The 14013-nt window shown below is 64.2% G+C and carries 13 protein-coding genes and 1 other RNA gene; 5 read left to right on the top strand and 9 right to left on the bottom strand.

Annotated features, from left to right (window positions below):
- Nucleotides 1–29: 29 nt before the first annotated feature.
- The 7 genes from VFE82_RS07210 to dnaX all read right to left on the bottom strand — a co-directional run bounded on the left by VFE82_RS07210 (nt 30) and on the right by dnaX (nt 6333).
- Complete coding sequence (locus VFE82_RS07210) at nt 30–869, bottom strand: ABC transporter permease (RefSeq protein WP_324999575.1); 840 nt, start codon at nt 867–869, stop codon at nt 30–32.
- Nucleotides 869–1684 carry an ABC transporter ATP-binding protein gene (locus VFE82_RS07205; RefSeq protein ID WP_324999574.1) on the bottom strand — a complete coding sequence of 272 codons (816 nt, stop codon included), beginning with the start codon at nt 1682–1684 and terminating at the stop codon, nt 869–871. The genes VFE82_RS07210 and VFE82_RS07205 overlap by 1 nt, the downstream gene beginning before the upstream one ends.
- Nucleotides 1685–1700: 16 nt before the next feature.
- Nucleotides 1701–2747: an ABC transporter substrate-binding protein gene (locus VFE82_RS07200; RefSeq protein WP_324999573.1), complete on the bottom strand. Its 1047-nt coding sequence runs from the start codon at nt 2745–2747 to the stop codon at nt 1701–1703.
- A gap of 141 nt (nt 2748–2888) precedes the next feature.
- Nucleotides 2889–3302, bottom strand: coding sequence for an MAPEG family protein (locus VFE82_RS07195; protein WP_324999572.1), 414 nt, complete (start codon nt 3300–3302; stop codon nt 2889–2891).
- A gap of 35 nt (nt 3303–3337) precedes the next feature.
- The gene (gene recR / locus VFE82_RS07190) at nt 3338–3925 is read right to left on the bottom strand and encodes a recombination mediator RecR (protein WP_324999571.1); all 588 of its coding nucleotides are present in this window, start codon (nt 3923–3925) and stop codon (nt 3338–3340) included.
- A gap of 94 nt (nt 3926–4019) precedes the next feature.
- Nucleotides 4020–4352 carry a YbaB/EbfC family nucleoid-associated protein gene (locus tag VFE82_RS07185; RefSeq protein ID WP_324999570.1) on the bottom strand — a complete coding sequence of 111 codons (333 nt, stop codon included), beginning with the start codon at nt 4350–4352 and terminating at the stop codon, nt 4020–4022.
- Nucleotides 4353–4389: 37 nt separating this feature from the next.
- A complete protein-coding gene (gene dnaX / locus VFE82_RS07180; protein WP_324999569.1) occupies nt 4390–6333 on the bottom strand; it encodes a DNA polymerase III subunit gamma/tau in 1944 nt (647 codons plus the stop codon).
- A gap of 63 nt (nt 6334–6396) precedes the next feature.
- On the opposite strand from dnaX, the gene ffs reads away from it, so the two are divergent.
- Nucleotides 6397–6493, top strand: an RNA gene (gene ffs / locus VFE82_RS07175) — signal recognition particle sRNA small type.
- A gap of 274 nt (nt 6494–6767) precedes the next feature.
- Complete coding sequence (locus VFE82_RS07170) at nt 6768–7109, top strand: hypothetical protein (protein ID WP_324999568.1); 342 nt, start codon at nt 6768–6770, stop codon at nt 7107–7109.
- Here the strand turns inward: VFE82_RS07170 and VFE82_RS07165 are convergent.
- Nucleotides 7089–8627: a hypothetical protein gene (locus VFE82_RS07165; protein ID WP_324999567.1), complete on the bottom strand. Its 1539-nt coding sequence runs from the start codon at nt 8625–8627 to the stop codon at nt 7089–7091. The genes VFE82_RS07170 and VFE82_RS07165 overlap by 21 nt on opposite strands.
- 573 nt (nt 8628–9200) lie before the next feature.
- Nucleotides 9201–9533 carry a hypothetical protein gene (locus VFE82_RS07160; protein WP_324999566.1) on the bottom strand — a complete coding sequence of 111 codons (333 nt, stop codon included), beginning with the start codon at nt 9531–9533 and terminating at the stop codon, nt 9201–9203.
- A gap of 28 nt (nt 9534–9561) precedes the next feature.
- Between VFE82_RS07160 and VFE82_RS07155 the strand changes: the two genes are divergently transcribed.
- Genes VFE82_RS07155 through VFE82_RS07145 form a run of 3 tightly spaced genes read left to right on the top strand, consistent with a single transcriptional unit; the run spans nt 9562 to nt 13027 of the window.
- The gene (locus tag VFE82_RS07155; RefSeq protein WP_324999937.1) at nt 9562–9861 is read left to right on the top strand and encodes a hypothetical protein; all 300 of its coding nucleotides are present in this window, start codon (nt 9562–9564) and stop codon (nt 9859–9861) included.
- On the top strand, nt 9768–10922 hold the full coding sequence (locus VFE82_RS07150) for a DUF1837 domain-containing protein (protein ID WP_324999565.1): 1155 nt from the start codon (nt 9768–9770) through the stop codon (nt 10920–10922). Before VFE82_RS07155 ends, VFE82_RS07150 begins: the two co-directional genes overlap by 94 nt.
- On the top strand, nt 10919–13027 hold the full coding sequence (locus VFE82_RS07145) for a DEAD/DEAH box helicase (protein ID WP_324999564.1): 2109 nt from the start codon (nt 10919–10921) through the stop codon (nt 13025–13027). The genes VFE82_RS07150 and VFE82_RS07145 overlap by 4 nt, the downstream gene beginning before the upstream one ends.
- Nucleotides 13028–14013 lie beyond the last annotated feature (986 nt).

The raw sequence follows: 14013 nt of genomic DNA, 5'->3' as shown, positions 1-14013 counted from the left end.
GCGGCGGCCCCTCCGCCGCCGCGTCCGGATCAGAGTTTCTCAGTTTCTCCCTGGCGCGGCTGCCATTTCATCAGCCGCCGTTCGATCCGCCCCACCAGGCCGTCGATCACGAGGGCGAACGCGGTGAGCACTACGATGCCCGCGAACACGGTGTTCACGTCGAAGGTGCCCTCGGCCTGCAGGATCAGGTAGCCCACGCCGCGTGCCGATCCGAGGTACTCGCCGACCACCGCGCCCACGAACGCCAGGCCCACCGAGGTGTGCAGGCTGGAGAACACCCAGCTGGTCGCGCTGGGCAGGTAGACGGTGCGCAGCAGCTGCCGCTGGCTGGCGCCCAGCATGCGGGCATTGGCCAGCACCACCGGGCTGACCTCCTTGACGCCCTGGTAGACGTTGAAGAAGACGATGAAGAACACCAGCGTCACCGCCAGCGCGACCTTGCTCCAGATCCCGAGGCCGAACCACAGCGCGAAGATCGGCGCCAGGATGACCCGCGGCATGGAATTGGCCGCCTTGATGTAGGGCTCGAGGATCGCGCTGGCCGTCGGCGCCAGCGCCAGCCACAGGCCCACCGCCAGGCCCAGCACCGTGCCGGCGCCGAAGGCGAGCACGGTCTCGAGCAAGGTGACGCCCAGGTGCACGTAGATGTCGGCGCGGCCTGGCAGGCCCTCGGGGAACAGTGCACTGGGCGGCACGCCGACCGGCAGGAACCAGGACCAGATGCGGCCCAGCACCTGCACCGGCTCGCCGATGAAGAACGCCGTCTGCTGGTTGCGCGAGAGCAGGTGCCACAGCAGCAGCACCAGCACCAGCACGCCCACCTGCCAGGCGCGCAGGTTGCGCTCGGTCGGACGCAGGCGCGCCCACATCAGGCTGCCTTCTCCAGCTGCTGCGCATAGCCCTTGAGGACCTCGTCGCGCAGGACATTCCAGATGCGGGTGTGCAGTTCCACGAAGCGCGGCCGGTGGCGCACCTCGGCCACGTCGCGCGGGCGCGGCAGGTCGATCGCGAACTCGCCGATCGGCCGCGTGGCCGGCCCGGCGGAGAGCACGACGACGCGGTCGCTCATCGCGATGGCCTCGTCGAGGTCGTGCGTGATGAACAGCACCGCCTTGCGCCGGGCCGCCCAGAGCGCCAGCACTTCGTTCTCCATGAGCTGGCGCGTCTGGATGTCGAGCGCGGAGAACGGCTCGTCCATCAGGATGATGTCGGGATCCAGCGCGAGCACCTGGGCCAGCGCGGCGCGCTTGCGCATGCCGCCCGAGAGCTGGTGCGGATAGCGGTCCTCGAAGCCGGCCAGGCCGACGCGGGCCAGCCAGCCACGCGCCTGCTCCCGGGCGTCCTGCGGCGCCACGCCGCGGTACTGCAGCCCCACCAGGACGTTGTCGAGCGCGCTGCGCCAGGGCATGAGCGCGTCGCTCTGGAACATGTAGCCGGCGCGGCGGTTCAGGCCTTGCAGCGGCTGCCCGAACACCCGCACCTGCCCGGACGAGGCCGGCAGCAGCCCCGCGCCGACGTTCAGCAGGGTCGACTTGCCGCAGCCGGTGGGGCCCACCACGGAGACGAACTCGCCGGCCCCGACGCGCAGCGTGGTGCCGCCCACCGCGGTGTAGCGCTGGCCGGGATCGTCCTTGGCGCGGAAGGTGACGGTGATGTCGAGAAGCTCGAGGGCGTGGTCGCTCATGCTGCGCGACCGCGCCTCAGGCCTTGAACTTCTCTTTCGCGCGACGCGCGAACTCGTTGGTGAAGGTGCGGGCCAGGTCGATCTTCTCGGGCTTGACGCTCGGCTCGAAGCTGGCCAGCGCACGCAGCGCCGTGCGGGCGCCGTCGTCGGGGACCATGCCGTCCAGCGAGATCGCCTCGCGCACCTTGTTGAAGGACGCCAGGTAGAGCGCGCGGTCGCCCAGCAGGTAGCCGTCGGGCACGGTCTTGATGATGTCGCTCGGGCCGGCGGTCTGCAGCCACTTGAGGCCGTGGACGATGGCGTTGGCCAGCGCCTGGCAGGTGTTCGGGTTCTTCTGCACGAACTCGGTGTGCGTGTACAGGCACGCCGCGGGCATCGGGCCGCCGAACACCTCGTGGGTGCCCTTGAGCGTGCGGGTGTCGCTGATGATCTTGACGTCGCCCTTCTGCTCGAGCATGGTCATCACCGGGTCGGTGTTGCTCATCGCGTCCAGCTGGCCCGAGCGCAGCGCCGCCAGCGCGCCGGCGGCGGTGCCCACCCCCACGTAGCTGACGTCCCCGGCCTTGATGCCGGCGCGCGAGAGCACCAGGTTGGCCACCATGTTGGTCGACGAGCCCGGCGCCGACACGCCGATCTTCTTGCCCTTGAGGTCGGCCAGCGAGCGGTAGTGCGGCATCGCCCGGGTCGACACGCCCATCGCGATCTGCGGGGCGCGGCCCTGGAGCACGAACGAGCTGATGAACTGGTTCTTGCTCTGCATGTTGATCGTGTGCTCGTAGGCGCCGCTCACGATGTCGGCCGATCCGCCCACCAGCGCCTGCAGGGCACGCGCGCCGCCGGCGAAATCGGAGATCTCGACATCCAGGCCCTCGGCCTTGAAGTACCCCAGCTGCTCGGAGATGGTGAGCGGGAGGTAGTAGAACGCCGCCTTGCCACCCACGGCGATGGAGACCTTGGTCCTTTCGAGCCGTGGCTGCGCGCGCAGCGACGGCACGGCCAGCACGGCCGCCGCGGCGCCGGTCGCCAATGCGAAGCCGCGCCGGGTGAAGGAGTGCTTGTTCATTCTCGGGAAACCCTCTCTGACTTGTTTTGCCCAAGGGTAGTGAGCAAGACCCGCGCCCGCATCAGGACGATCCCGTGCGGGTTTCCACGTAAAAAGCCGAACGGCCGCGCGCGGGCCCGGAACACGCGCGCGGCGTGACGCTCAGTGCAGCGCCGACAGCAGGATCGCGACGTTGGCCAGGAAGGCCGCGGCCCAGATCGCGGAGCGCACGGTGGGCAGCCCGGCGACATACATGGCGATGTAGATGACGCGCAACGTCACGAACAGCACCGCCAGGATGTCCAGGCGCGTCTGCGGCGCGGCCAGCTGGTGGGCGATGATCACGGCGCCGATGAAGAACGGCAGCGCCTCGAAGCTGTTGGCCTGCGCCGCGTTGGCACGGCCTCGCCAATCGGTCAGCCGGCCCAGCCAGGCGCGCGGCTCGTGGTTGTCATAGCCGCCCTCCCGGCGCGGCTTGCCGAAGCCGCCGGCCTTGGCCAGGTACGCGCAGGCGTAGGGGAGCAGCGCGGCGAGCAGCACGCACCAGTAGGCGACGGTGAATCGGGTCGGTCCCATCCTCGGAGAATCCTTGTCGTTGTTGTCGTGATCGGTCAGCGCCGGTCGACCAGCGCGTGCGCGATGGTACCGAGGTCCACGTATTCGAGTTCGCTGCCGGCGGGAACGCCGCGTGCCAGGCGCGTGACCTTGAGCCCGCGCTGCTTGAGTGCCTCGCCGATCACGTGGGCCGTGGCCTCGCCCTCGGCGGTGAAGTTGGTGGCCAGGATCACCTCCTGGACCACGTCGTCGGTGGCGCGCTCGAACAGCTTGCCCAGGCCGATGTCGCGCGGGCCGATGCCGTCGAGCGGACTGAGCTTGCCCATGAGCACGAAGTAGCGCCCGCGGTACGCCGCGGTGCGCTCCAGCGCGGCCTGGTCGGCCGGCGTCTCCACCACGCACAGCTTGGTGGCGTCGCGCTGCGGATCGCGGCAGGTGCCGCACACCTCGTCCTCGGTGAAGGTGTGGCACATGCTGCAGTGCCGGGTGCGGGTGGCGGCCTGCTGCAATGCCTGGGCCAGCAGCTGGGCGCCTTCGCGATCGTGCTGCAGCAGGTGGAACGCCATCCGCGAGGCGGACTTCGCCCCGACGCCGGGCAGCCGGCGCAGCGCTTCGATCAGTGCGTTGAGGGAGGCGTCGGCCATGGCTCGGAAACGGTCGCCGGCGCCATGCGGCCGCTGGCTGCGGCAGGCACCGGTGGGTGGGGACGGCGGGCCGCAGCCGCGGCCGGGGCGGACGTCAGAAGGGGAATTTCATCCCGCCCGGCAGGCCCGGCATGCCGGCCGTGAGCTTGCCCATCTTCTCCTGGGAGGTGTCCTCGGCCTTGCGCACGGCGGCATTGAAGGCGGCGGCGACCAGGTCCTCCAGCATGTCCTTGTCATCGGCCAGCAGGCTGGGGTCGATGACCACGCGCTTGACGTCGTGCTTGCAGGTCATGGTGACCTTGACCAGGCCGGCGCCCGACTCACCCGTCACCTCGATGAGGGCGAGCTCTTCCTGGGCCTTCTTCAGGTTGTCCTGCATGGCCTGGGCCTGCTTCATCAGGCCGGCCAGCTGTCCCTTGTTGAACATGTCGAAATCCTTTTCCTTGCGCGGCGGCTGGGCCGCCTCAAACGGGCTTGATGCTTCCGGGCACGATTCTCGCGCCAAAGTCCCGCATCATCTGCTGCACGAACGGGTCGTTGTGGATCACTTCCTCGGCGGCGCGCTGCCGCTGCGCGGCGGCGGCGGCGTTGCGCCGCGCCGGGCTGTCGTTCACCGCGCCGATCTCCACCCCCAGGCTCACCTCGTGGCCGGCGGCGCGCAGCGCGTTCTGCAGGCGCTCGCGCGTGGCCGGCTGGTTGAGCGATTCGCGCTCCACCCGCAGCAGCCAGTGGCCGGTGTCGCGCGCCACCAGCTGGGATTGCAGGGCCAGCTCGCGCACCAGCGCCGTGACCGCTTCGGCCGCCACCAGCTGCTGCACGGTGGCGTGCCAGAAGTCGCCCTCCTCGCTCGGCACGAAGCTGGCGGCGGGCGATGCCGCGGCCTCGCGCGCCGACTCGGGCTGCACCCGCACCGGCACGCCCAGCACGTCGCCGGACGGCCGTTCCCGCCCCGCGGCGCCAGACGCCGGACGAACCGCGGGCGGATCGACCACCGGGAGCACCTGGCCCGGCGGCAGCGCGCCGGCCACTCCGGCCTGCTGCGGTCGCGCGGCAGCCGGGGCTTCGGCGGGCCGCTGGGGTGCCGCGGGCGCCGCGGGTGCGACGGTGCGCACCGGCTGCTGCGCCAGCGGCTGGGCCGAAGGCGCAGTGCCGCGCGGCGGCGCGGCCCCTGCAGGCGCCCCTGCAGAGGACGCCACGGTGGGCATGGTTGCCGCCGGCCCAGGCGCGGATGGCGAGGCGGCCGGACGCGGCTCAGCCGGCCGCGCCGGCGCGTTCAGAGTTTTTTTTTCCGCGGGGGCGTCAGCCCGCGGGCCCGCCTGGAAGGCGAGCAGGCGCAGCAGCACCATGGTGAGCGCCGCGTACTCGTCGGGCGCCAGGCCGAGCTCGGCACGGCCGTGCAGGCACATGGTGTAGAGCAGCTGCGTCTCGTCCATCGGCAGCAGACCTGCCAGCCGCGCGATCTCGGCCGCGTCCGGGTCGGCCGCATCGGCAGCGCCCGGGACGGCCTGCACGACCGCCATGCGCTGCAGCACCGCGGCCATCTCCTCCAGGGCGCCGCCGGCGCTCAGGCCGTGCAGGCGCAGCTGTTCGGAGACCTCGACCACCGTGCGGCCATCGCCCGCCGCCAGCGCGTCGACCAGCCGGAACACATGGCTGCGGTCGACGCTGCCGAGCATCTGGCGGACCGCCGCCTCCTGCAGGCTGCCGCCGCCGAACGCGATGGCCTGGTCGGTGAGCGACAGCGCATCGCGCATGGAGCCGCGCGCGGCGCGTGCGATCAGGCGCAGCGCCAGCGGATCGGCCTCGATCGACTCGGCCTGCAGCACGTGGGCCAGGTGCTCCTGCACCGTCTCGGGTGCCATCGGCCGCAGATTGAACTGCAGGCAGCGCGAGAGCACCGTGACCGGCACCTTCTGCGGATCGGTGGTGGCCAGCACGAACTTGAGGTACTCGGGCGGCTCCTCCAGCGTCTTAAGCATCGCGTTGAACGCATGCCCGGTGAGCATGTGCACCTCGTCGATCATGAAGACCTTGAAGCGGCCCTGCACCGGCTTGTAGACCGCCTGCTCGAGCAGCGACTGCACCTCGTCGACGCCGCGGTTGGAGGCCGCGTCGAGCTCGGTGTAGTCCACGAAGCGGCCGCCGTCGATGTCGGTGCACGCCTGGCACACCCCGCACGGCGCGGCGGTGATGCCGCCCTGCCCGTCCGGGCCCTGGCAGTTGAGGGACTTGGCCAGCACGCGCGACACCGTGGTCTTGCCCACGCCGCGGGTGCCGGTGAACAGGTAGGCGTGGTGCAGCCGCTGCTGCGTCAGCGCGTTGGACAGGGCCTGCACCACGTGCTCCTGGCCGACCATCTCGGTGAAGGTCTTCGGCCGGTACTTGCGGGCGAGCACGAGGTACGACATCGCGGCGATTCTAAAGGTGGCCCGGCTCCAGCTCGGCCACGCGAGTCGCCTACAATCGGCGGTGACGGGCCTCCCCGCATGGTGAAGCGGCCAACCGGGTCAGGTGGGGAACCAAGCAGCCCTAACTGTGGAGCCAGTGCCGGGGGTAAGGCTCGTCAACTTCTTCCCTCAGATGCCTTGTGGATCAAACACTTAGGTGCCCTTGATCGCCAACACAGGCGGATTTGTGTCAGCTGCTGTGTCACTTCGGGTGCCACGTTCATCAACGTGGAGACCTGATGACGACGCTGCCCGGCCTGTTTTCTCGTGGCCCAAGCTACTACCTGCGTGTAGTTCTTCCCTTCGGCCATCCCCGCTACGCAGCAGTACCGAAGCGGTCGCGTGGTGTTGTCTCTTGGGACAGGCAGCAAGCGTGACGCCATTGCCCGCGGATCATGCTGCGGGTCGACATCCTGCGCGGCGAGGTGAATGCCCAGCGTGCATCACCGACCGCAGCACGTCGTCCAGCGTTAGACGCCGCGCCGAACGTCTCTTCGCCCGCATGCGCCGTCCCGCCGGTCTACTTGCGTGATGTGTTTGACAAGTGGGTTGAGCCGAAGGCGCGCACCGCCGACTCCATTGCTGCCTGCGGCAGGGCGGTGGCGCATTACGAGGCGCAGACCGGCAACCCGCCGCTCGCCGCACTGAATCGGGCCGCGGGCCTTGCCTTCCGAACGTGGCTGCAGCAGCCGGAACGCGTGGCAGGTGCCGGGCAATCACGTCAGCCGGTTGTCTAGGTGAGAGGGCAGCCAGCCGACTACGACAACCTCTCCCTCATCGTCCCAGAAGAAGTACAAGCGGAAGCCGAAGCGCCTGTCTCTAGAGTTGCTGCCCTTTAAGTGACGATCCAGCGGACGGCGCGTGCCGCCGTACTGGACTGAATAAGAGTCGGCTGCGTACTTCACACCATCGCCGGTCCCGCTTTCCTCAAGCTGCAGTTCTTGCAATGCACCTTCATAAGCCAGGCGTCTTTCGGGACTGGGGTCAACCCGCATAGGTACATATAGGTCCCGCAGCAGCATCAGCACCTTGTAGACAAAGGCGGGGTCATGGAAATCAGACTTCCTGACGCCTTGAATCGCGCGCCCCGTGACTTCCACAGCGCCACGCAGATTCTCTTGGCACCACTCCTCGAAGCCGTCGAAGGTAGAGGGGATTGGCGTCTCGCGATTGCCTTCAAGTTCGGCAACGCGCAGTTCAAGTTGTCGAAGTCGATGCTGCCGCTCCAACGCTTGCGCTTTCGCCGCGTCTGCCGAATGGAGCGCATCGTCGCGCAGCTTCTCGGCAACGGCGAGAAGGCCGTCGTACACGTCCTTTTGCTCTTGAATCTCGGACCTGAGCTGGTCATTGTCCGACTCGAACAGGCGCAGCAACTCCTCGTTTGACCCCCCAGCCTCCTTAAGCGTTGTGCGCTCTTCTTTGGCCGCGAGCTGACGCACCGTGTTGAATGCGGGTAGACGGTCGTTGCGGCCTAAACCGTGTACGGTCTCCCAGAGACACCGATCCACCAGCCATGTCTCAAAACCAGCTGGGCCTTCATTTGCCCAGCTGGCGATTCTGTTCGGAAGAAACAGCGGATGACGCTCGCCCTGATCAAGCCATGCATGGAACCCGGGCCGGTATATCCGGACTGCCTGCATGAACACTGAAAGCTCACGCCCCACACGATCGGTCAAGTAGTAGCTGGCCTTGCCCGTGATCACGAAAACGTGAGCCACGCCGAACAGCTTTTCCGCTACTAGGGTGGCCGACGCTGCCGCTGTCGTCGGGTCATCTGAGTTCTCAGGTAACGAGAACACCAGGACATCCGAGGATCGCTCCTTCGCCTCCAGCAAGTGCAGAAGTTCGTCAACGTCTTGCCTGGACTCGACGATCGTGGGTCGCTGGACGACAAGCCGCTGATCCAGCTCGGCTCCTGATCGCAGCAGCCTTCGAACGAAGCTCGGCACGCTACGCGTGAACGGGGCATCCGCTCCGCGTGTAACGCAGATTAGCCGGGTTCCGAACAGGACATCGCCACTTTCATCGGCTCCGATGCCTATCTCGATAACCCATGTTCTGAGCGGAACCTCCTTGCATGCATCATCAATCCGCCCGGCCCAGTACTTGGGTTCCTTCAACGCCACGGCCGCCGCGCGCTGAGTGCCGATGTCGTGCAGCTCGAACGACTGATGTTCCCATGCAGCTGCAGGGAGCTTCCGTCCCGCCCTGGGCGTCATCCACTGCAGTGCCGTGCGGACGGTGGATGCAAACACGTCCTCCCCCGGTCTAGCTTTGAGCCTGACAGTCACTTGGCTCACGGGCCGAATGATCGAGCGGCCCTCCCGCAGTCGATCTGCTAGTGCGACCCCCTTTTCTGCTGGACGCTTATGCATGCCCCCTCTCAGACTTTATTGATCAGCTGCGATGCTGCCACAGGCAATGCTACACGGACGTATGGATTCCCCTCGATTCACTACTCGGGTGCCGAACCGCGCGGTGACGTTGCGGCCCTCGCTAAGCTCTTACCAACGCGCCTTGCGAAGCCTGCGGCCCAAGCACGCCACAGCGAACCTCGGGCTGGAGGCCCATTCAACGAAATAAAGGATCGCGTTCTCGGCCACATCTGCGTGCCGGATGCTGCCCAGAATCACGCCCGGCGTCCCGTTGGGGTCAGGTCGCCGGGGTCGGACCGCTCCTTTACGACGCGCGTGCCGCCCGGCATCGCGCCCTTGGCCGTGTCCCGCGTGACGCACCGGACCAGCCAGCTTCGCCCCGAAACGGCCCGCTTCGTCGTAAGACCATCCATCGCGGCTGCAGTAAAAGGTTGTACGCATTGATGCACTTGCTCATGGTGCGCAGCCTTCATCTACAGCACGGGCCGCCAAGTCGATGATGATCGCTAAAGCCGTCACCGGCTCTAAGAACGGGCCTGCGGACATCCAGTTCGATCTAGGCGTGCCATCCCAAACGTAGCCCGGCCTGCAGGTTGTGATCTTGGCAAAAGGGGCGATGTTCATCGCCCCCGTGACGGAAAACGCCGCGATGAATTTGCCGTTGATCGGGCCGCTGATGTGCATCAAGGCTGCGAGCCTATAGCGTCGCTGGCAAGCCGCATTCGATGGTGTGCTGATGTCGAGGCAGAGCTTGCCCTCCTCGGATTGGGAAACTAGACTGTACATACATACAGGAATCGATCAGGAGACCAGCGTGGAGCGCACCTATAGCGTGGCTTTAGAGGACGGCAGAGCCTTGCCCGCACCGGAGAGGATCGCAGCAGAGGTACGGTTCATCCGCGCCTTGCAGGTGACACTGGGCGACCCCGACCAAGTTGTCGCGACTTACAGGGCCTGGATGGAAGCGTGGGAATCGCAGGCCCAAGACGTTGACCGCGGCACGGCGGCCTTGGCCGTCCGATGGCCGGACGCATACGGGCGAGCTTCGCAAGTGGCGCTGGCCTGTGTATTCGGCCTCGAAGCGGCGGCGTTCCACATCAGATTGGATCACTAGGTATGCAACTCGCTGCGAGTGAGTTGGTGCCACAAACTGAGGCATTGCGCGACGGCCGTTGGTGTTGCCGTGGGGCACGCCCCCTTGGCTTCGCTGATGACAGGCGGTATCTTGCAGCCCACCAAGAAAGAAGGGGGGGTCATGTACACGTCTTGCGCACGGTTCTATCGCGCCTTCACCAAGTCCGACCGAACAGGCGGGCAACTGTGAAGTCGTATTCCCAAGTTCCTGCCCGACTTCTCGCCTGCCTTTACGACTCAAAGTCTGAGTCACCCAGCTTGGCAGCGTACTGTGCTGGATTCGAGTTGAAGCAATGGAGGTGTGAACCTCTCGCCGACCACATCATGGAGTGGATCGCCGACTATGCGCTCATCGAGGATGAACTGCGTGTTAGTCACGCGAACATGTACGTGCGGTTAAAAGAAGCAGCTGCGCGGGTATATAAAAGCGCAGCGTACAAAGCGCGAGGAGAAGTCGGGGAAATAATGCTGCACGCGATCTGCAGAGACTTCTTCGGCACGATCCCATTTGCACCTCGGGTGTTCTACCTCACCAGCTCGAATGATGTAGTCAAGTCCTTCGACATGGTGCATGTTCTTTACAAGGACACCGGCGAGTTCGAACTGTGGCTTGGTGAGGCGAAGTTTTACAAAGACCCCATAGAGGCAGTCACCTCTGCGATCAAGTCGGTGCAAACGCACATTGACGCTGGCTTTCTGAAGAACGAGAAGCTGCTCCTCGGGCCGCAAATATCGAAAGACATTCCGCAGTACGAAGAGATTCGAAGCCTGTTTTCCGTCCAGACAAGCCTCGACAAGCTTTTCAGCGCGGCTGTATTCCCCATCTGCATAGCGTGCGACAGCAAGGCTGTTCAAAAGCACACCAGTCAAACCAAAGCCTATGTTGAGTTATTAGAAAAGGAACTCCGGGCTCTGCAGAAGAAGATTGTCGATTCAGGGCTAACCTCCAAGACCAAGGTCATGCTGATCTACGTTCCGCTCGGGTCAAAAGACGCGCTGGCAGCCGCATTCGACAAGAAGCTCAAGGGGATCGCCGCATGAAGGTTGCACAGGGCGAGTGGGCTAAGATCGAACAACTTTCTGGGGAAGCGCTGAAGCAGCGCGTCTTCGGCCTTCTCAAGGAGGCAGCGCTGGCAATACACGCCGCCGGTCAGGACGACCCGAACATCCTTGAGATGGTGCCAAGGTTGGCCGAACTGATCCCCAAGCGGCCGGAGCTGACCTCGTTCGGAGAGGCGTTCAGCTCACTAGCCAGGGCCACCGGGCTCTGGAACTACATTGACAAAAGTAAGGCTGACATCTCTGATGTCATCTTGGCAGAGGCTGTCACCGTGCCTGAATTGGGCGGGGTCACGCTGCACCGAGAACAGATCGCCGCGCTCAATGACCTCTTAGAGGGACGAAATTTAATTCTTAGCGCCCCGACTAGCTTTGGGAAGAGCCTCCTCGTAGACGCCTTGCTCGCATCAGGCAAATACAATCGCGTGGCGATAGTCTTGCCGACCATCGCTTTACTTGATGAATTCAGAAGACGCTTGCGCCGCAGATTTGCGGAGCATTTCGAAGTCATCATGCACCCTTCGGAGACTGCCGCTACAGGCGAGCGGGTCATCTTCCTGGGAACACAAGAGAGACTGATCAATCGTGAAGATCTCGGCCGACTCGACCTGACCGTTGTGGACGAGTTCTATAAATTGGATCCAGAACGCAGGGATGACCGCAGCGTGACGTTGAACGCAGCAGTCTTCAAACTACTGAGTCGCTCGAAACAGTTCTTTTTTTTGGGACCGAATATCGACGGCGTTCACTTCTCAGCAGACGGGCGTTGGAAATTCGACTTCCTCAAGACGCGCTTCTCAACTGTGGCGGTAGACACCTATGACCTGAAAGGGGTCAAAGACAAACAGGAGCGCCTTCTCGAAGAAATCGCAGCGGACAACAACTGGCCCGCGCTGGTATTCGTCTCATCGCCGGACAAGGTTAACCGCCTCTCATCGTTTGCTGCTTCACAGATGGCTGTCTCAGATAGCGGGACCGAATTCTCTAAGTGGCTAGCCGAAAATGTAGGTTCTGGATGGGCGCTGGTAGAGACAGTGAAGTACGGGTTCGGCATCCATCACGGGCGAATACCTCGGGCGATCGCATCACACATGGTCCGCCTCTTCAATAATTCAGATCTCCCGGTCCTGTTTTGTACTTCGACGCTGATTGAGGGGGTAAATACCGCGGCGAAGACGGTCCTCATCTATGATAAGGAGATTAACCGCTCCGACTACGACTTCTTCACCTTCTCGAACATCAAGGGTCGGGCTGGCAGACTCGGTGAACACCACGTTGGGCGCGTATTTCTTTTCAACAGCCCGCCTGACGCTCAAACGAAAGACGTTTCGCCGACATTGTTCGCCGATGAAGACGACGCACCCGACGACTACGTAGTGCATTTGGATGAAGTTGATACGACCAAGAAAGTGGACTCGCGAGTCGCGGCACTTAAGATCGCGTTGAATCTCGACGCTGCTGGTCTACGTCTTGCCGCGTCCATAGGTCTGGACAATGCGCTTGCGTTGAAAGAACATGTTGCGAAAGCGCTCGCCGATGGCCAGCCGCTCGGGTGGGCGGGTTATCCGGGTTACGGGCAGATCCAAGCAGTTTTGGAAGTCATCTGCAAAATAAAACGTGCGAGCGACTTCGGGGCGTTTACACCGAAGGCGCTAACTTATTTCATCAACACATTGAGGCTGACGCGGTCGATGAAAGACTTTCTGCGCAACTACGACCAGCGATACCAAGGAAAAGCTGAAGCGCACGACAATATTTTCAAATTCCTGCGGGCGTGCGAGTATGGTCTTCCGCAGTGGTTTGCCGTCGTAGAGGTCTTCGTTAAACAGCAACTGCCGAGAGCAGACTACAGCGTGTTTTTGCAGGGCCTCAGCAGGTGGTTCAAAGCCGAAGAACTTAAGAATCTGGATGAAGAAGGCATACCGATTCAGATCTCAGAGAGGTTCCATAATGGAGAGGACCGAAAGGGACTCACGCAAAAGCTGGCGCGATTGGCTATAACAAAGTCGGGTTCCCTCACGCCATTCGAACGGAAGTGGATATTGGCCGCATTGGAAATCGATTCGCGTGGTCAGCCCGCCAGCTGAGAAGTTGTGTTGGCAGCGCTCGCCAGGAGTCCCGATCATGAGACTCTAGGCCCGGGGGGTCGTCCGCTTGGTCCACATGGGGAGTGCGCCCCACCTACTCCTGCGCAATCGTGCATCGCTACTTGATTGCTACGCTATCCCTTAGTAGCTCCCGGTCCGTCGACAACTCAAAGAAGAAGAGGATGCCGAACTTCGGCAGCATGTTGAGAATGGCCGTGGTCGGGGAGGCCGAAGGTTGCGCGCCTCGGACCGTGGTTTCAAGATAGAAAAATACCAGCCCAGAACGCAATCAGCACGCCAAAGAATATATAGATCAGCGCACGCATGTAGAGATCGCTCGATAGCTTCCGCGAGCGTGTCGCCAGAGCCAGGAAGCTTTGCTGCGTGGCGGTGCGGTGGGTGACAGAGCCCGCATTCGGCACTGGAAAATCCGTCGGCGGAGACTCGGGTTTCTCTTGTGTTTCAGCGTCAACCGTAGCAGCGACATCCACAGCCGCGTCAGCAGGAGACTCCGTCCGTGCGTCCGCTGTAGGGGAGCGCCAGCTTTCAAAGTCTTGTGGATCGTCTCGATAGTGCCCGGCCTGTATCACCTACTGTGTCACCTGCCGTGACCAGCAGGAAGAAGTTGACGGTAGGCGGAGCGCGGAGCGCAAGGCGCAGAGCGCCTTCCAACCGGGTCAGGTGGGGAACCAAGCAGCCCTAACTGTGGAGCCAGTGCCGGGGGTAAGGCTCGTCAACTTCCCCTTCAACTTCCCCTTTTCGTCGACCAGCCGGGCGCCATGGAGCGCTTCGCGCGACCTGCACCGGTCGAGGCGTCCATTGACGCCGCGCCGCGGCTGGGTTTGGTCGCCGGGCCCGGGACGTCCGCGGCGTCGAGGCTCCCGCCTCCTGCACCGGTCGATTCGTTGCGACGCGTCCACGCCGCAGCCCGAAGCACCGCATGGCCGGCCGGTTCGCTCTGCCCTTCCCGTAGCATCCGGGGATGC

The sequence above is a fragment of the Ramlibacter sp. genome, assembly GCF_035655895.1.
GTDB lineage: Bacteria > Pseudomonadota > Gammaproteobacteria > Burkholderiales > Burkholderiaceae_C > Ramlibacter.
The sequence above is the reverse complement of the archived record's forward strand: the minus strand, read 5'-3'. Positions and strand labels throughout refer to the sequence as shown.